This is a genomic window from Methylosinus sp. sav-2 (genome assembly GCF_004366495.1).
Classification (GTDB): domain Bacteria; phylum Pseudomonadota; class Alphaproteobacteria; order Rhizobiales; family Beijerinckiaceae; genus Methylosinus.
The window spans coordinates 59,853-76,671 of the sequence record NZ_SOEJ01000002.1; the positions used below are offsets into that span (position 1 = coordinate 59,853).

Sequence of the window (16,819 nt, forward strand, 5' to 3'; positions counted from 1 at the left end):
GCTGCGCGAAGCGATAATCCGACCGATCGCCTATCAGGCGGCGGCGCCGCCGGCGAGTCGCGGCGCGAAGGGCGAAGCGGCCGCGGGAAGGGCGAGGCCGGCCGCCTCTCGAATGGCCTGCACAGGCGTGCGCGAGAAGGATTCGACGCAGAGCGCGATCTTCGATGTCGAGGCGCCGTCGAGCAGTGTGGCGAGGCCGGCGCGATCGAGCGGCTCCTCGTCCCAATAGGCGACGGCGAGGCTCTGCGGCACGATCTCATGCGCCGCCATCAGCCGCGGCGAATGGCGCACGAACTGCCCATAGAGCAGATATTCGGAGAAGGCGCGCGTGCGGCACAGCGCCAAGAACCAATCGACGCCGGTGGCGTCCTCGATCGCGCGCGTCATCGCGCGCACGGCGTCCTTGTCCCAGACGATGAGATTGCCGATGTGATCGTCGGCCGGAAAGCTGCTCGGCGGCAGGCCCAGAAGCCGGTCGCCATTGGCGATCCATTTGGCGTGCAGCGGCGCATCGGCGGAGATCGCCCCGCGCGCGATATAGAGCGGCGAGCGGGCGCCGCCGGCATAGGCGCCGATATCGAAACGGCGGATGATCACATTGTCGGAATCGACGATGCAGAAGCGCTGTTCCGGCAATTGCAGCACGGCGGCGATCTTCAGCATCTGCTGAATGTGCCAGCCATGCACAGGCCGCGAGCGGAAGGACCACCACACGCGTCGCCCGTTGCGCATCAGAAAGGGCGGCACCAGCCGCAGCCAGCGCGGCAGAAAGCGCGAGCAGGGCAGGATAACGCGGCGCGGGCCGGCGAATTCCGCGAACAGCTCCATATCGTCGTCATTGACGATGACATAGTGCCGCTCATAGCCGGTGAGGCGGCGGTCGATGCTCTCGCAGAGCAGAGCGAAGCGCTCGCGGTCGGCGCGATGGGTGGGCGTGATGAGCGCGATCGGTCGTTCCATAGGCATTCCCCCGATGACATTGGAGCAGGCCACCGCCGTGCCAAATTGGGACAGTCGTCCGGTTTCTCGCATGAGGACGCAAAGCCCGGGCCGGTCAGCCGCGAATCTTGAATTCGGCGAGAAAGCGAATGCCGAAGAGGGCGAAGAGCATGCCGATCCAGCCAGGATTGGCGCGATCGAACAGAAAGCTCTCGAGCGAGTTGAGATAGAGGCTGAACATCCAAATCTGCAGGAAAAGCAATGACACCGCCGGCTCGTCGCCGCGCGCGCAGACGCGACGAACGTCGCGCGCCGGCTGCACGATCAGCGCCGCGAAGGCGAAGGCCAGTCCCGGCAGGCCCATGGCCAGCACTGTGTCGAGATAGCCATTATGGGCATGGGCCGCGTTGCCGGCCCAGATCGTCGTGTCCTCGCCGCCGAAGCGCAGCGCCGCAGTGGCCCAGAATCCGCCGAGCCCATGTCCGAAGATCGGCGTCTCGCCGGCCTTGGGAATGGCGAAGGTCCAAATATCGGTGCGGCCGGTGAAGGAGGCGTCGAGCGGCAGCGCCGCGGCGATCGCGCCGAGCTGCGGGAAGAGAATGGAGCCTATGCCGAAGAAATTCAGCAGCGCCAGCGGCGAGAAGACGATGATCGACCACAGGACCACATTGCGCGTGCGCTCGGCGAGCAGCGAGAGCAAGATCGTCGTGATGCAGATCGCGGTCGAGCTCTTGCCGCCCGAGCAGAGCACGAAGACGAGCGAGAGGACGAAGATCGCCCAGCCCTCGGCCGTGCGGCCGGCGCGCAGCACGAAAATGCCGATGAAGGTCAGCATGGAGAAAACGGCGCTGGCGACATTCTTATGGCCGAACACGCCGCGCCAATCGCCGGCGAGCTGCGGCTCGCCGATGTCGGTCGCCTGATGGATCGTGTAATGCGGCAGGAAGACGAGGCCGAAATAGGAGAGGCCGACGATGATGAGCGCGACGATGCTCAATAGCTTGGCGAGATCGTCGCGGCCGCGCGGCAATAGGAAGAGCGAGAGGCAGCAGGTCCCGACGCAGCCGAACATCACCACGCGCTTCAGCGAGTTGGATATCTCGTGTGAGGTGACGAGCGTCACGCCGATCCAGCCGGCCAGCGCGATATTGGTGGGCGTGGCGAGCGCGGCGAGCGCCGGCCGATCGGTCCGCCAAATATAGAAGAAGGACGCCGCCGCCATCAGGCCGAAGGCGGCGTAGAGCTGAAAGTCGCGGCCTTCCGCCAGCTCCAGCGTCTCGGGCGAAGCGAGATCGGCGAAAGGCGAGAAGGTGATCCAGCCGACGAGCAGAATGGCGCAGAACAGGATTCCGCGGCCGTCGATCTCATCCAGCCCCCCGGCCGAGGAGGCGCTCATATCCGTCATGAGGAATAGCGATAGGGCTGCGGCATCGCGCCGACCGAGGCCAGCAGCCGGCCGACGGCAATGCCGATCGGATGCGTGGCGGCGAGCGGATGCTTGGAGTCTCGCAGCATGCGCAGCGCGCGTTGCAGCGAGACCGGGCCGAGCGCGAAATTCTTGGCGATGAGCAGCAGGCGCTGACGCAGGCTGTGCGCCGCGAGCCGATCGATGCTGTAATTGATCGCGCCCGTGGCGAGGCTACGGCGCAGCACCCAGCCGAGCGCGAGCCGGCCCGGCGTCACCTGCTCATAGATCTGCGCCTCCTGGCGCCAGAAGAAGGTGAAGCCGGCGCGGCGGCAGCGCGTGAAGAATTCCGTGTCGCCGCCGCCGAGAAAATTGAATCTCGTATCGAGCGTTGGCTCGGCGAGCCCGTCGAATACCTCGCGCCGCAGCAGGCAATTGCCGGTGCCATAGATGATCGGCACCGGGCCGGTCTCGCCGAAGGCGGGCCAGAACACCGGATGATCGCGGTAGGCGGGCTTCGCCTCCTCCGGGAAGATGGGCGTCACCGGGCCGCCGACGATATCGGCGCCCTGGCGCGCGCTGGCGACCATCTCCTCCAGCCATTGCGGCTCGGCGCGCTCGTCATCGTCGATCATCAAGAAATATTTGGCCGCGGGATAGCGCTCCCGCGCGAGGCGAAAGGCCGCGTTGATCGCATGGACATTGCCTTGGCGCGGCTCCACCGCGGCGAGACCGGAGAGGCGGCCGTCGCGAAAGAAGGATTGCGCCACATCGAGGCCGACTGGCGCGGCCGCGTCATTGTCCACGACGACGACGGCGAAGGCGACTTGCGTCGTCTGCGCTTCGATCGACTCCAGCGTCGTCCGAAGCATTTCGGGACGGCGGAAGGTCGGAATGCAGACGACTGCCTCGACGTGAGAGGCGTCGCCGATTGATTCGAGGAGAGGTCGAGAAATTTGTGTCATTCCAGATTCGTCATCAGGGTGAAGGCGCCGAGCGTCGCCATGGTCAGAGCGCTCGCCATCGCTCTGTGATTGTCGCGGCCGGGATCCGCGTCGCGGGCGGCCGCCTGGAGAAAAAAACTCATCTTCTCCAGCAGCGCCTCTCGCGAGAGCGCGGAAGAGAGCGCGTGATCGGCGCCGTCGATGACGTCGATCTCGACATTGGGGAGATGTCTCAGGAAACGCGCGTCCGGCCCGAAGCAGACGTCCATCACCTCTCTGCCGACGTCATGGTCGCCATGCAGCATGAGGATGCGAACGCCGCGCGCCGCCAGCTTCGAGAAATTGGCTCGCGCCTCGCGCGCCTTGCCATGCGCGAGGCCGAGGCGTTGCGCGAGCGCTCCAGCCAGGGCCGAAGCCTTGCGGCGGAGCAGAGCGGAAGCGATATCGACGAGCTTGCCGAGCGACACCTCGCCATTGGCGACGCGCGCCCAAGCGCGGGCGCTCATCGCCTTGCTGACGTATGTGTGTGTCGCCGCAAAGCCCATCTCGAGCAGCTTCTCGCGCTCTTCGTCCTCGACCTTGCCGAAGACCTGGAGATTGGCGAGCGCGAGGGTCTTCACGCGCGCATCGGCGAGGGCGGCGTAGAGCGCGAGCGCCGCGCCGCTGCACACGCCATAGAGCGTCACATTCTCGAGCCCGCGCATTTCGAGAAAGTCCAGCGCGGCCGAGACATCCTCCGCGCGCGCCGCGTCATAGAGAGCGGCGCGCGGCCCGTTTTCGACGACGGCGGAATCGCCTATGCCGAGCGTGTCCATGCGCAGCGAGGCGAAGCCGAGACGCGTCAGAGCGCGGGCGAAATCGACAGTGGAGCGGCCGCAGCCGATATGGTGATTGGCGCCGGTGTCGAGCATCAGCACGGTCATCTTGGGCTTGCCGCGCGGCAGGCACAGCACGCCGGCGAGCTGTCGATGCTCGCCGAACACGACGCCCCGCTCGATGAAATGCTCTGTGGCGAGCGCGCCTTGCGGCGGCCGAGCGGTCAGCGCCGCGCCAGCGCCCTCGCTGGCGAAGGCGACGACGGCGTCGAGATCCTCGAGCGGCGGCGGCGCCGGCATGGGCGCCGGCGTCAGCGCGCGATAGTCGAGCAGCGCGCGCGTCTCGACAGCGGCGCCGAGCGATTGGAGCCGCTGCAGATAGTCCGGCGCCGGCTTCGTCGCCGGATCGTGCAGCACCAGCACGCGCTGGGCCGGCGCTGCCTCGAGCCGCGTCAGATCGATGCGCTTCACCGCCGCCGCCATGGGCTGGTTGATTGTGAATCCTTCGAGATGAATATCGTCGCCGCTCGTCGCCGCGGCGATGCTCGCCTCCGGCGTCGCGCCGCTCGCCGCCAGAACGCGCGCCATCATCTTGAGCTCGCGCAGATAGGAGGAGCCCTTCACCACGGGCGCGATCTGCGCCAGGCGCTCGACGCCGCCGACCTCGGCCGCGAGCGTCGCGCCGAGACGCAGGCCGACCAGCGCCACCTCGCGCACGCCGATCACCTCGCGCATCCAGCGCACAGCTAAGCGAATCTGCTCGCGCCAGGCGTCGACGATCGCCGGATCGGCAGGATCGCCGAGGGAATCGCCCTCGCCCGGATAATCGAAGCGCAGAGTGGGGAGGCCCGCCGCCGCCAGACGATCGGCGAGCACACGCCAGGACTGATGCGCGCAGAGACCTTCATAGCCGATGGAGGCGCACATGACGACGCCGCGGTCGCCGTCCGCGTGATGCAGCCAGCCGAAGCTCTCGCCGATCGTCACCGGAGTGGAATTCATATCCTCGACTCGCTCACGCTCACGCATAATCACACCACGCTCAGTTTAAGGCTTTGTTCCGGGGGCCGCGATCTCTTCTCGAGCTCAGGCTTTCGACTCGGTTTCAAATCGGCGCAAAAAACGCCAGCCCGCCGTAAAGAAGAAGAAACCATGCCAGCGCGCATCCCGCCGCCCGCTGGCATGAATCTTCGAGATTTTTGCACGCCGGCCGAATGTGCGTCCCAGAATGGCGCAGCGGCTCCCCGCTAAAGGACAAGGACAGCAGCGCCCATGCTCGCCAGGCAGACCGTCGTCTATTTCGCGGCCAATGTGTTCTCCGCAATCTTCGGCCTGCTCAACACGATCGTGTTCACGCGCGTCTTCGCCGTCGCGGCCTATGGCGATTATCTGCTGGGCTTCGCCTTCGCCACGCTTCTCGCCACTCTGCTCTCGAGCGCGTTGAAGCTCGCCATATTGCGCGAGCAGGCGAAGGGCGACGGCGCCGATATTCGCGGCGCGATCCTCGCCGCAATGGCGTTGCTCGCGCCGGCCGCTCCCTTGTTCTTTTTCGTGGCGCGGATGACGGGCCTCGCCGCGCCGGTCTCGGCGGCCGCCGTTATGCTGGCCTTCGCCGTCACTCTCTATGAGACGAGCCAGGAATCGCTGCGCGCGGCGCAGAAGGCGGTCGATTATCTGCGCGGCACGGTCTATCGCGCGCTGCTGGTCTCAGCGCTCGGCGTCGCTGTCGCTTTCGCGAGCGCCAGCGGAGCGGCGCTGCTGGTCTCATCTTCCATTGCGCTGGTCGCGGCGACGGCGCTGTTCTGGCGCGCTTCCTGGGGCGACGCCCGGCCGAAGCTCGATCGCGCGCGCCTCGTCGAGATGGCCAAGGCCGGCCTGCCTTTCACCTTCTCCATGTCGCTGATGGCGCTGGCGAGCGTCGCCGATCGCTTTCTGCTCGCCGAGCTTTCCGGCATTGCCGACGCCGGCCGGTACGGCGCCAGCGTCGATCTCGTGCGGCAGGCGCTCATCATTCCGGCGATCAGCGTTTCTACCGCCTTCGTCCCCATGGCCGTGCGGCTGCTGGCCGAGCGTGGCGAGGCGGAGGCGCGTCGCCATCTCGAGAAATCAATGGAGCTGCTGCTCGCCGTGGCGCTGCCGGCCTGCGTCGGCTTCGCGCTCGTCTCGCCGCAGATCGCCGATCTCGTGCTCGGGCCAGAGTTTCGCGAGACCGGGAGCTGGGCCATGCCCATTCTGGCGATGGCGGTGGTGTTCCAGATTCTGACGCAGCAATATCTGCATACGAGCTTTCTGCTCTCCAACCGCAACAGCTTCTATCTGATCAATACGGGCTCGATCCTCGCCTTCAATCTCATCGTCTCGGCGCTGCTGATCTATCGCTTCGGCCTCGCCGGCGCGGTGTGGGGGCGGCTCGCAGCCGAAATCTTCGGCTGCGCGCAAGCCTATGCGCTGAGCCGCGCCGCTTTCGCCATGCCGCTGCCGTTCGGCCGGCTCGCGCTCGTCGGCGCTGCGACGGCGGTGATGGCGGCCACAGTCCACATGCTTTCGGCGAAGGTCTCGGCGCTGCCGCCGGCGCTCGCGCTCATCCTATTGGTGGGCGCTGGCGTCGCCGCCTATGCGCCGATCGCTCTCGCCTTCGATCTCGCGGAAGCGCGCGCGCTCATCGGCGGCGTGGCGCGGCGCCTCGGCGCGCGCGCCTGTCGAAGCGAAGCCGCTTAGCCCTCACCAATTATAATAGGGGCGGGCGCAGACATTCACCCAGCCGCCACGGCGCGGCGACCATCGATAGCAACGGCTATAGCTGCTGCGGCCGCTGTAGTAGTGCGGTTGTCCCCAGCCGCCCCCGCCGCCATGAGCCCAGCCTCCTCCGCCATGGCCCCCGCCGCCGTGGCCCCAGCCACCGCCGCCGTGTCCAAAGCCGCCTCCACCGTGTCCGCCCCCTCCTCCGCCATGTCCAAAGCCGCCGCCGCCATGTCCTCCTCCGCCTCCGCCGTGTCCGTTGAAGCCATGCGCGGCGTCTGAAAAGAGAAGAGCCGGGCTCGCCGCGAGCGCCATCGTCGTCGCCAGAGCGAGAATGTTCCGCTTGTTCATGGCTGTCTCCTTTCGCTCGGGCATTCGCTTTCGTCGACGCCGAGGTCCGAGCGAGCGCAAGAGTGAAGAGACGGCTTACAGTAGGAAGGCCGTATCGGCTGGGAAGAAGGAAAGCGAAAAATTTGTCCGCGAGGTCGCGCAGCTCTCGCCTCCGCGCCGAGACCTCGCGAGCAGAGCTCGAGAGAGCGCCGGCTAGAACACGAAATTCGCGAACAGCCGCACATTGGCGCCGGGCATCGGAACCTCGTCCTTCTTATAGGAGACGCTGTTGCGTATGTCGGCGTTCAGAAGATTGTCGCCGACGATTCCGACGCTCATCTCGCGCGCGGGGAACTCGCCCTTGGGCAGCGTGACCCTATAGCTGATCTCGGCTTTCAGCAGATTATAGCCCTTGGTCGGCGTCTCGGCGATCGTCGCTACGTTGTTTTGCGCGAAAGCGTGCAGATAGCTGACGCGCGCCAGCCAATTGGAGTCGCGCCAGAAAACGCCGCCGCCCGCGCGCACGGGCGGAATGCGCGGCACATTCGTCCCATCCGAGAATGTCGCGCGCACCACATCGAATTTATTTTCGACGCCGAGGATTCCGCCGGCGATCTGCAGCGCGTCCCATTGGCTCTGGAATTCGCCGCCGCGGAAATTGGCGTCGCGCTGCGAATAGAGCGCCTGATTGAGAGGGCCGCCGGCGCCGGCCGGCGAGCAGCTGTCGAAATCATCCGCGCAAGTCTCGCCGGAGAGGCGGCGATAGATGAAGCCGTCGAAATGCGTGTAGAAAAACGTTGCCTCGAAGCGGAAAGGCCCTTTGGCGCGGCGCAGGCCGACCTCCACCGTGTTCGCCGCTTCTATTCCGAGCAGCGGATTGCCGATGTCGAAAGTTCCCGTCGCGTCATGGACGCCGTGCGAGAACAATTCCGGCCCCCGCGGCGCGCGCTCGACATGCTGCGCCGTCACGCTCCCGACTGTGTCGAAAGGCAGATCGTGCAGCAGGCCGACGGCGATGCTCTTGGGCGTGAAATGCCGATCATATTGGAAGGAGGTCGTCGGATCGAGGAAGAGATCGGGCGTCTGGCCCGTGGTCTCGACGCTCTCGATGCGGCCGGCGACCTGCAGGCGCAGCGCTTGGGTGAGCTGGAATTCGTTGAACAGATAGAAGGCGATGCTGTGCGAGTCGGTGGGATCGAACAGATTGCCGCCGGCGCCGGGCGCGGTGAGCCGCTGATGCGCGCCCTGCACGCCGAATGCGGTGGTGAGCTTGGCGAAGCGCAGATCGAAGGGCGCGAGCTGCGCCTCGATCCGCGCCTCCTGCTCCTGATTGGTGAAGGTCTGCTGTATGCCCTCGGCGCCGCCCTCGAGACCGATTTCGTGATGATTGTAATCGCTCGCGCCGGCCCAGAGGCGAATGGCCTCGATGAAGGAGGCGGGCGGCCGATATTCGCCTTTCACCGCCACTTTCGTCTGCCGCAGCTGGATGCGCGTGCGGCTCTCCGTCGAATCCATGCCGGGGATGCGATAGACGCTCTCGAATTGCGTGACCGAGGCGCCGAAAAAGCCGCGATCGAAGATGTAGGAGCCGCCGGCCGACCAGCCGCCGGAGCGCATGAAGGAATTGGGCTGGCGTCCGAAGACCAGCGGCGCCGGATCGGTCGGCGCGAGATAAGGGTAGGAGGGAATTGCGTAATTGCTCGTGCGGCGGCCGTGGGCGTCGGCGTGCAGAGCAAAATTGCCCTGGCCGACGTCGACCAGCGCCGCCTGTTCCAGCCCGGCGTCGACCGTCGAGACCGCGCTGCGCGTCTCCAGCCGCGTGCAGGGGCCGGGGAGAGTCTCGTCGCCGCGGCAGGGCAGGGCCTCGGGAATGCGGTTGTTGGTGGCGTTGACGACGCCGCCGATCGCCTGCGAGCCCCAGCGTAATGTGGCCGGGCCGCGCACCACCTCGACGCGATCGGCGCCGAGCGGATCGAGCGGCACGCCATGATCCTCGCCGAGCTCGGAGACGCCGCTGGAGCCGAGGCCGTTCTCTTGAATGCGGACGCGATGCGCGTCGAGGCCGCGCACGATCGGCCGGCTGGCGGCGCCGGGCGCGAAGCTGGAGCCGGTGATGCCCGGCTTGTCGAAGAGGAGATCGCCGAGCGTCGCGCCGCCGGAGCGGCGAATCTCGTCCGAATCGACGACCGTCACAGTGGCGAATTGATCCGCGACTATGGGGAGAACGCCTCGCGTCTCTGGCGCGGCGGGCTGCGCCGTCGTCGGCGCGCGCCGAATCGGGCTCGGCGCGGCGATGTCGATCTCGGGAAGCGTCTCCTGCGCGCCCGCCGGGCCGGAGCCGAGCGCCGCCAAGAGAATTCCGCCCGATAGAGTGAGGCGGATAGAAGAGTTTTCCATGTATCTCGTCCCCGAGAGCATATGTTATAACATAACGTCGATAATGCGCCGGGAGCTCGGCCATTGTCAATCTGCTGCGCTGCGGCGCGCGACGAATAGGCGCGGAGGGCTTGATCGCGGAGCCGAAATCGGGCATAGGCTGCGCCCACGAGGCGCTGGGCGGTGATCCCGGCTACATGTAATTTTGCCCGGGGATCGACCGATGAAAGTCCGCAATTCGCTGAAGTCTCTACGTGCGCGTCACCGCGACAACCAGCTCGTGCGCCGCAAAGGCCGCGTCTATGTCATCAATAAGGTGCAGAAGCGCTTCAAGGCCCGCCAGGGCTGACGAACCGCCCGCTTCGCCCTGAATTTACCGACGCGTCGCCCTCGAGCGGCGCGTTTTTCGTTTCTCAGGCGCCCATCAGCGCCAGAATATGCGCCGCCGCCGAGCGGCCGAGCGCCGTGAGGTCGTAGCCGCCCTCGAGCAGAGAGACGACGCGCCCATCGGCGCTACGTAGCGAGGCGTCGATGATGCGCTTGGTCGCCTCGCTATAGTCGCGCTCGGTAAAGCGCAGGCCGCCGAGCGGATCGTCCCTGTGGCCGTCGAAGCCGGCCGAGATCAGCACCAGATCGGGCGCGAAATCTTTGAGCCGCGGCAGGATGCGCGTCGTCAGCGCCTCGACGAAATCATCGCCCGTCGCCCCCGCGAAGAGCGGGGCGTTGACGATCTGGTCGAACTCGCCGGTCTCGCTCGTCGCCCCCGTGCCGGGATAATAAGGCGCCTGATGGGTGGAGCAGAACAGAACCTGCCGATCCGCCCAGAACACTTCCTGCGTCCCATTGCCGTGATGAACGTCGAAATCGACGATGGCGACGCGCTCCGCGGCATGGGCGGCGATCGCATGGCGCGCGGCGATGGCGACATTGTTGAAAATGCAGAAGCCCATGGGCGTGGTCGGCCCGGCGTGATGGCCGGGCGGGCGCACGCAGACGAAGGCGCTGTCCGCCGCCCCTTTCATCACTTCGTCCACGGCCGCAGTCGCGCCGCCGGCCGCATGAAACGCCGCCTCGAGCGAATCGGGACACATCAGCGTGTCGGGATCGAGCGCGACGAGCCCCTCGCGCGGCGCGGCTTTCTCGATCGCGCGCAAATGGCTCTCGGGATGGACGCGCAGCAGGGCCGCGCGCTGGGCGGCGGGCGCCGAGACGCGGATGAGATGCTGGAACCGCTCGGCCTCGAGCTCGCGCTCTATGGCGCGCAGCCGCTCGGGCTGCTCGGGATGGCCCGCGCCCATATTATGCGCGAGGCCGCTCTCATGTGTGAAGAACAGGGTCCTCGTCATGGCCAGCCGCTCTCGACTCTCGCTAAAGAAGTCGCCTTGCCAAAGAAGTCGGCGCCCTTGTAGCACGCCGCCGCGCCGGGAGGGCGCCGGAAAAATTCTCAAAAAAGCGCATCGGACCGTCCGCCGCCGTTGCGTTGCGGCAACAGGTCGGGAATTATTGCGAACCGATGTTTCCGTTCAGTAAGTTTATGGTAAGCAAATTCCTAAATAGATGCTTCGGGCGTTGAGAAAGGGCGCGTTCATGGATTCGAGGCAGGGTTTCGTCGCGGTCGTTCTCGCTGTCTCGCTCGCTGGCTGTAACGCCGCGTTCGGGCCGCGCTTGCCAGATCCGCAGCTCAGCGGACGCGACGCACAATTCATGGCTCTGGTGCCCACGGCGGATGTCGGCGCGGCCTATGAGCGATATCTCGTGGACTTCAAGACGAGCGAGGCGCCGGGGTCCATCGTCGTCGATACGAAGAATAAATTCCTCTATCTCGTGGAGGCGAACGGCAAGGCGATCCGCTATGGCGTCGCCACCGGGCAGGAAGCCTATGGCTGGACCGGCCGCGCTGTGATCGGCGGCATGCAGGAATGGCCGCGCTGGATTCCGCCCAAGGACATGCTGGAGCGTTGGCCGCATCTGCAGCCGACGGCGGACGCCGGCGGCCTGCCCGGCGGCCCGGACAATCCGCTCGGCGCCCGCGCTCTCTATCTCTTCGAGAATGGCAAGGACACGCTCTACCGCATTCACGGCACCAATGAGCCGGAGAAGATCGGCCAGAGCGTCTCCTCCGGCTGCATCCGCATGCGCGACATAGACGCGATCGACCTCTACAGCCGCGTCAAGGTCGGCGCGAATGTCGTGGTGATCTGAGGGCTTTCTTCTCCCTCTCCCCGCGAGTGGGGAGAGGGGTTTTTCCGTCAGTCCAGCGGCTCCACCGCCACGATCTCTATGCCGAAGCCCGAGAGGCCCACATAGGTGCGCGGCTTGGGCTTAGAGGTGCGCAAGCGGATCGAGGTGACGCCCAGATCCTTCAAAATCTGCGCGCCGAGGCCGACGTCCAGCCATTGCGCCGTGCGCGCCTCCTCCGAGCTGCTGTCCGAGACGACCGGATTGACCGGAACGCCGGCGGCGCCGTCGCGCAGATAGACCAGCACGCCGCGTCCTTCCGCCGCGAAACGCTCCATGGTGCGGCGGATCGCATCCGCGCCGCCGAACACGTCGGCGATGATATCGGCGCGATGCAGCCGCGCCGGCACGCCTTTGCCGTCGCCGATCTGCCCGACGACGAAGGCGAAATGCTGCACCGGATCGAAGGCGCTGACATAGGCGTAGCAGGTGGCCTCGCCGGCGAAGGTTTTGACCGGAAAGCTGGCGACGCGCTCCACCAGCTTCTCGCGCGCCTGGCGATGGGCGATGAGATCGGCGGTGGAGATCATCTTCAGCCCATGGGCCGCGGCGAAATCGACGATCTGCTTGCCGGCCATCACCGTGCCGTCGTCATTGGCGAGCTCGCAAATGACGCCCACCGGCGGCAGGCCGGCGAGACGGCAGAGATCGACGGCCGCCTCCGTATGGCCGGAGCGCATCAGCACGCCGCCGTCCTTGGCGATGAGCGGGAAGACATGGCCGGGCCGCACGAAATCATGCGGGCCGCGATTGCCATTGGCGAGCGCGCGCACCGTATTGCAGCGCTGCTCGGCGGAAATGCCGGTGGTGAGCCCCTCGCGCGCGTCCACGCTGACGGTGAAGGCGGTGCCGAGCGGCGCGTCATTGGCGGCGACCATGGGCGCGAGATGCAGCCGCCGCGCCTCCTCCAGCGTCAGCGGCGCGCAGACGATGCCGCAGCAATGGCGGATGATGAAGGCCATTTTTTCAGGCGTGCAGAGCGAGGCGGCGATGATGAGGTCGCCCTCGTTCTCGCGGTCGTCGTCATCGGTTACGACGACGATCTCGCCGCGCCCGATCGCCTCTATGGCCTCGGTGACGGAATGGGACAAGACGGGCTCCGCTGTTCCCGGCGCATTGGGCCGGCGCGGCTGTTCTACTCCCGCGCCCCAGCGGATTCAAACTTTAGCGCGCTTTCCGATCGAACGGAATCGTTCGATCGATCAGAATTCGCGCCCAACGAGAGAAGCCAGAGCGCTATCCGATCCAATTGGATCGGATAGCGCTCTGGCGAGCGCGAACAAAAAACTGCCCGAGTCGCCCCGGGCAGAAAAGTCGGGAGCCCCGCCCGGCGAGCGCGGCCGAGCGAAGATCGTTCGGCGGCGGCTCAGCCGCTCGCCAGGAATTTCTCGAGGTAGACCTGCTCCTTGGGCACGCCCGCCGTCGCCGCGGCGTCGAAGGCCGCCTCGATCATGCCGGGCGGGCCGCACAGATAAATGTCCGGCTTGCCGCGCAGCTTCTCGAGCTCGGCGCGCATGAGATCGATGACCGTTCCCTTGGCGACGCCATTCGCCTCGCTCGCATTGACGACCGCGACCTGCACATCGAGGCTGGGCATGGCGTTCTGCAGCGCCTTCAGCTCCTCGACATAGAAGAGCTCCTCATAATTGGTGACGCCGAAGAACAAGGTCGCCGGTTGCTGGTCGCTCTCCTTCTTCAGCTGCCGGATCATCGACAGCACCGGCGACAGTCCCGTGCCGCCGGCGACGAAGAAGCGCGGCCGCTCGCTCTTGTGCAGCATGAAGGAGCCCGCCGGTCCGCGCAGCGCGACGCGCAGGCCGACCTTGGCCTGCGTCTGCAGGAATTTCGAGAAGGCGCCGTCCGGCAGCAGGCGAATGAAGAATTCGAGCCGACCATCTTCCGCGACCGAAGCCATGGAATAGGAGCGGCGCGTGTGCGTGCCCGGAATTTCTATGTCGACGAATTGCCCGGGCGCAAAGTTCAGCGCGATCGGCGCCGCGCCATCGGCGGTCAAAGGCTGCAGCACGAGCCGCACGACATTTGACGACACGCGATCGCATTCGACGATCTCGGCCAGCCAATTGGTCTGGATCGCCTCGAAGGAGATGCGATCATAGGTGTAAGGCACGATCAGATGCAGATCGCTGCGCGGGAAGGTGCGGCACAAAAGAACCTTGCCGTCCTCCTCCTCGTCCGGCGGCAGCGCCTGCACCTTGACGTCGATGAGCTCGTAATCGCCATCCGTGCAATCGGCCTTACAGGTCGCGCAGCCGCCGGCGCGGCAGGAAGAAAGAAGAATCACGCTTTGACGAAGCCCTGCCGAAATGACGTCCTCGCTCGGTCCGCATTCGAAGGAGCAGGTTTCTCCGTCCTCTGTCTCGATGACGATCTGATACATACGTCTTCCGCCCTTGCTACTCTGGCTGCGCCAGCTCGTTTTTCGTTGTCTCGTTGCGATCATCGATCGGGATCGGCGTGCCGAGCGACTGCAGCAGACGCTTGATCTCCGCGCTATTGTCGCCGGGCCGCGCCGCCGCCTCGTCCTGCCGCTGGAAGAAGCGGAGCACATGGGAGACCGCCTCACGCGCCGAATCCAACGACAGCGAGCAGCCTTCCTGGACGAACTCGCCGTCGCGCAAAATCTCCCAGCGCCACATGTAATCGAGGTCCATCGTATAGGCGGCGTAGCGTGAATCTGCGTGAATCAGAATCCGCTGCTCTTCCGCCGCTTGTTCCGCGCACTGCGCCATGGCCTTCTCTCCATTGTCGCGAAGGCGTTCGGGCGGAGGGCCGCCCGAACGTTCGATCTCTGCTTTGTGAAGGAAGCCGTCAGGCCTGCAGATGCAGGACCTTGACGCCGCGCTCCTTGCGCAGACCCTCGAGAGGAGTCGCGTAATAGTCGGTGTTGCGCAGCTCCATGAGAATGGTGCCGAGCGCCGCATCGGTGCGCAGGAACACATTCACCGGCAGAACCGGCGGCTTGTAGAGCTGGCGGAACTCGACATGAATGCGCTCCGCCGCATATTTGCTCTCGGCGGCCTTCATCTTGGCGATCCAGGTCGCTTCCACCGCAGCGGCGTCCTCGCCGGTCGTCGCCTTGGTGACGAGATCCGCGACGGAGAGCTTCTCGGTCTTGAGCACCGAGAGACGCTCCTCGATCTTGCGCTCGATATATTGATAATCGACGTCGAGATCGTAGCTCTTGCGGAACGGCGAGGAATTGGCGACGCGGAAGTCCTGAATGAACTTCGTCGCCTGGTCCACACTGTTCAGCTTGGCGATCTTTCCTTCCCACTCGGTGCGAGTGGAGTTCTCGTGGATCGGTTCTCTCTTCGCCATTGTGGCAATCCTTATCGTCAGCCGATCAAATATCGGTCAGGGCGCGATCGAGGCCCATGAGCTCCGAGGTGATGGTGAATTTCGTGCCGAGCGTGTAGGCGCGGCCGACGGTCGACGACACATTGATGAGAAGGTCGTAGACCGAGAATGGCTTGCCGAGCAGATCGGCGGCTTCGGCGGCGTCGATCTCGATCGCGCCATCGGCCTTGATCCACCAGAAGCCCGCCTTGTCCTCGACGACGATCGACGGATTCTTCGCCTTGCCGCCTTTGAGGATGATATCCTCGATGATGGCGTCGATCTCGTCGCTCTTCATCAGCACCAGAACCACGGCGTTGGACTCGTGGACGACCTGATTCTCCTCGGCGAAGAACTCGTCCGCGAAGGCCTTGCCGGACTTCTGCATGATGCCGGCGTTGTAATTGTTATGTGCGCTGGACATAGGTGCGTTTCCTTTAGTTCTTGTAGCCGGCGAGAACGGCGTCGACCTTCTGGTCCACGTCGATCTTGAAGCCGATCTTGTCGGCGTAATCGACCTTCCAATCGCCGAAGACGCGCTGCAGCGCTTCCGAGACGCCCGCGCGATCCGTCGCGCCCGCGACCTTCTCGACCTTGGCGTAGATGCCGACGAAATCCTTCAGCGCCGTGACGGAACGCGCGAGATAATGCTCGGTCCAGGCGTTGAGGAAGGTGCGGTTATGCGCGCCGAACTCCGGATCATTCGCCAGGCTGTAGACGAAGAGATCTTCGATCGCTCCGCGCGTGATCTGGAAATAGGTCTGCGACTGCGCCGTGAAGAAGGGCGTCAGCGTGTCGCCATAGACCGTCGCCAGTCGCTGGAAGAACTCGCGACGGGCGAACTGGCCGAAGGTCGCGTCATAGACGGCGTGACCCGCCCAGAGGATCTCGTTCCAATCCTGAATGCCCTGCCAGATCTCTTCCACCGCGCCGCGCGCGCCGGCGTAGATCGGATCGGTGGTCCAGATCTTCTTCGGCACGTCCGTCGAAGCGTCGAAGCCGGGCACGAGCTTGGCGATGAACAGACGCTCCATCTGGATCATCTGCGCATTGTCCACCTTGTCGAGAGCCGCGAAGATGGCCGACTGGCGGATCGTGTCCGAGAGCGAGTCGCGGCCGACCGACGAATGGGCGTTGAACAGGCCATATTCGTTGTAGAGCAGCGCGCCGTAATATTTGTTGAGGATCTCATCGCGCCAATAAGCGTCGACGGTGCGGATCGAGCCCTCGGAAGAATAAGCCGCCAGGAAGCGCTGCGTGTAGCGCGCCTCTTCCGACTTGTCCTTCACATAAGGAGCGTGCCAGCGACGGGCCGGATCGCGATGGCGATACCAGTCGGTCGTGCGCAGCTCGGTGCTCTCATTGCCCCAGGACGGACGGCCGCCGTGGAACTTCTGAGTCCAATCGCCCCAATCGAGGCCGCCGGCGATCCAGTCAGGATTGGGCTGCGCATAGCAGGACAGCTGCTCATATTCCGACAGGCGCTTCCAGCGCGGCTGGATGAAGTAGTGATATTTGCGCTGCGTGTCGAGCGCGTGATCCGGAATCGCGGCGGCGATGATCGCGGCGCGTTCCGGGTCGGTGAGACCTCGCTTCGTAACCTGAGAGCTCTGAGGCTGTGACATTTCAGACGTCCTCCACCTAAGGGATTTTTCGTGGTTCGTGCTTGTCGACGG

At 65.4% G+C, this 16,819-nt stretch carries 16 protein-coding genes; 3 read left to right on the forward strand and 13 right to left on the reverse strand.

Annotated features, from left to right (window positions below; genetic code table 11):
• Positions 1 to 33: 33 nt before the first annotated feature.
• The 4 genes from EDE12_RS06455 to EDE12_RS06470 all read right to left on the reverse strand — a co-directional run bounded on the left by EDE12_RS06455 (position 34) and on the right by EDE12_RS06470 (position 5,105).
• Entirely contained in the window at positions 34 to 960 is a 927-nt protein-coding gene (locus EDE12_RS06455) for a DUF6492 family protein (protein WP_024878810.1), read from the reverse strand.
• A 94-nt stretch (positions 961 to 1,054) separates the two neighbouring features.
• Entirely contained in the window at positions 1,055 to 2,344 is a 1,290-nt protein-coding gene (locus EDE12_RS06460; RefSeq protein ID WP_026597826.1) for an O-antigen ligase, read from the reverse strand.
• A complete protein-coding gene (locus EDE12_RS06465) occupies positions 2,341 to 3,309 on the reverse strand; it encodes a glycosyltransferase family 2 protein (RefSeq protein ID WP_051592341.1) in 969 nt (322 codons plus the stop codon). Before EDE12_RS06465 ends, EDE12_RS06460 begins: the two co-directional genes overlap by 4 nt.
• Positions 3,306 to 5,105 carry a hypothetical protein gene (locus EDE12_RS06470; protein ID WP_026597828.1) on the reverse strand — a complete coding sequence of 600 codons (1,800 nt, stop codon included), beginning with the start codon at positions 5,103 to 5,105 and terminating at the stop codon, positions 3,306 to 3,308. Before EDE12_RS06470 ends, EDE12_RS06465 begins: the two co-directional genes overlap by 4 nt.
• Positions 5,106 to 5,375: 270 nt before the next feature.
• Here EDE12_RS06470 and EDE12_RS06475 point away from each other — a divergent pair, with 270 nt between their 5' ends.
• Positions 5,376 to 6,821 carry a polysaccharide biosynthesis C-terminal domain-containing protein gene (locus EDE12_RS06475; RefSeq protein WP_026597829.1) on the forward strand — a complete coding sequence of 482 codons (1,446 nt, stop codon included), beginning with the start codon at positions 5,376 to 5,378 and terminating at the stop codon, positions 6,819 to 6,821.
• Between the two features lie 3 nt (positions 6,822 to 6,824).
• On the opposite strand, the gene EDE12_RS22080 is transcribed toward EDE12_RS06475, so the two are convergent.
• Complete coding sequence (locus EDE12_RS22080; RefSeq protein ID WP_198029862.1) at positions 6,825 to 7,193, reverse strand: hypothetical protein; 369 nt, start codon at positions 7,191 to 7,193, stop codon at positions 6,825 to 6,827.
• Between the two features lie 192 nt (positions 7,194 to 7,385).
• Entirely contained in the window at positions 7,386 to 9,569 is a 2,184-nt protein-coding gene (locus tag EDE12_RS06480) for a TonB-dependent receptor (RefSeq protein ID WP_026597831.1), read from the reverse strand.
• A 202-nt stretch (positions 9,570 to 9,771) separates the two neighbouring features.
• On the opposite strand from EDE12_RS06480, the gene ykgO reads away from it, so the two are divergent.
• Positions 9,772 to 9,897 (forward strand): type B 50S ribosomal protein L36, encoded by a 126-nt coding sequence (gene ykgO / locus EDE12_RS06485; protein WP_024878816.1) that lies wholly within the window; start codon positions 9,772 to 9,774, stop codon positions 9,895 to 9,897.
• Positions 9,898 to 9,961: 64 nt separating this feature from the next.
• Here ykgO and EDE12_RS06490 read toward each other — a convergent pair whose 3' ends face one another.
• The gene (locus EDE12_RS06490; protein WP_024878817.1) at positions 9,962 to 10,894 is read right to left on the reverse strand and encodes a histone deacetylase family protein; all 933 of its coding nucleotides are present in this window, start codon (positions 10,892 to 10,894) and stop codon (positions 9,962 to 9,964) included.
• A 241-nt stretch (positions 10,895 to 11,135) separates the two neighbouring features.
• Between EDE12_RS06490 and EDE12_RS06495 the strand changes: the two genes are divergently transcribed.
• Positions 11,136 to 11,750, forward strand: coding sequence for a L,D-transpeptidase (locus EDE12_RS06495; RefSeq protein ID WP_024878818.1), 615 nt, complete (start codon positions 11,136 to 11,138; stop codon positions 11,748 to 11,750).
• 47 nt (positions 11,751 to 11,797) lie between these two features.
• Here EDE12_RS06495 and ribB read toward each other — a convergent pair whose 3' ends face one another.
• The 6 genes from ribB to mmoY all read right to left on the reverse strand — a co-directional run bounded on the left by ribB (position 11,798) and on the right by mmoY (position 16,768).
• Complete coding sequence (gene ribB / locus EDE12_RS06500) at positions 11,798 to 12,877, reverse strand: 3,4-dihydroxy-2-butanone-4-phosphate synthase (protein ID WP_024878819.1); 1,080 nt, start codon at positions 12,875 to 12,877, stop codon at positions 11,798 to 11,800.
• 275 nt (positions 12,878 to 13,152) lie between these two features.
• Positions 13,153 to 14,184 carry an aromatic/alkene monooxygenase hydroxylase FAD-binding subunit MmoC gene (gene mmoC, locus EDE12_RS06505; protein ID WP_026597832.1) on the reverse strand — a complete coding sequence of 344 codons (1,032 nt, stop codon included), beginning with the start codon at positions 14,182 to 14,184 and terminating at the stop codon, positions 13,153 to 13,155.
• A 16-nt stretch (positions 14,185 to 14,200) separates the two neighbouring features.
• Positions 14,201 to 14,536: a soluble methane monooxygenase-binding protein MmoD gene (gene mmoD / locus EDE12_RS06510; RefSeq protein ID WP_024878821.1), complete on the reverse strand. Its 336-nt coding sequence runs from the start codon at positions 14,534 to 14,536 to the stop codon at positions 14,201 to 14,203.
• Between the two features lie 79 nt (positions 14,537 to 14,615).
• The gene (mmoZ, locus tag EDE12_RS06515) at positions 14,616 to 15,125 is read right to left on the reverse strand and encodes an aromatic/alkene monooxygenase hydroxylase subunit gamma (RefSeq protein WP_024878822.1); all 510 of its coding nucleotides are present in this window, start codon (positions 15,123 to 15,125) and stop codon (positions 14,616 to 14,618) included.
• A 25-nt stretch (positions 15,126 to 15,150) separates the two neighbouring features.
• Entirely contained in the window at positions 15,151 to 15,567 is a 417-nt protein-coding gene (gene mmoB, locus EDE12_RS06520; RefSeq protein WP_024878823.1) for a methane monooxygenase regulator MmoB, read from the reverse strand.
• A gap of 13 nt (positions 15,568 to 15,580) precedes the next feature.
• Positions 15,581 to 16,768 (reverse strand): aromatic/alkene monooxygenase hydroxylase subunit beta, encoded by a 1,188-nt coding sequence (gene mmoY, locus EDE12_RS06525; RefSeq protein ID WP_024878824.1) that lies wholly within the window; start codon positions 16,766 to 16,768, stop codon positions 15,581 to 15,583.
• Between the last annotated feature and the right edge of the window lie 51 nt (positions 16,769 to 16,819).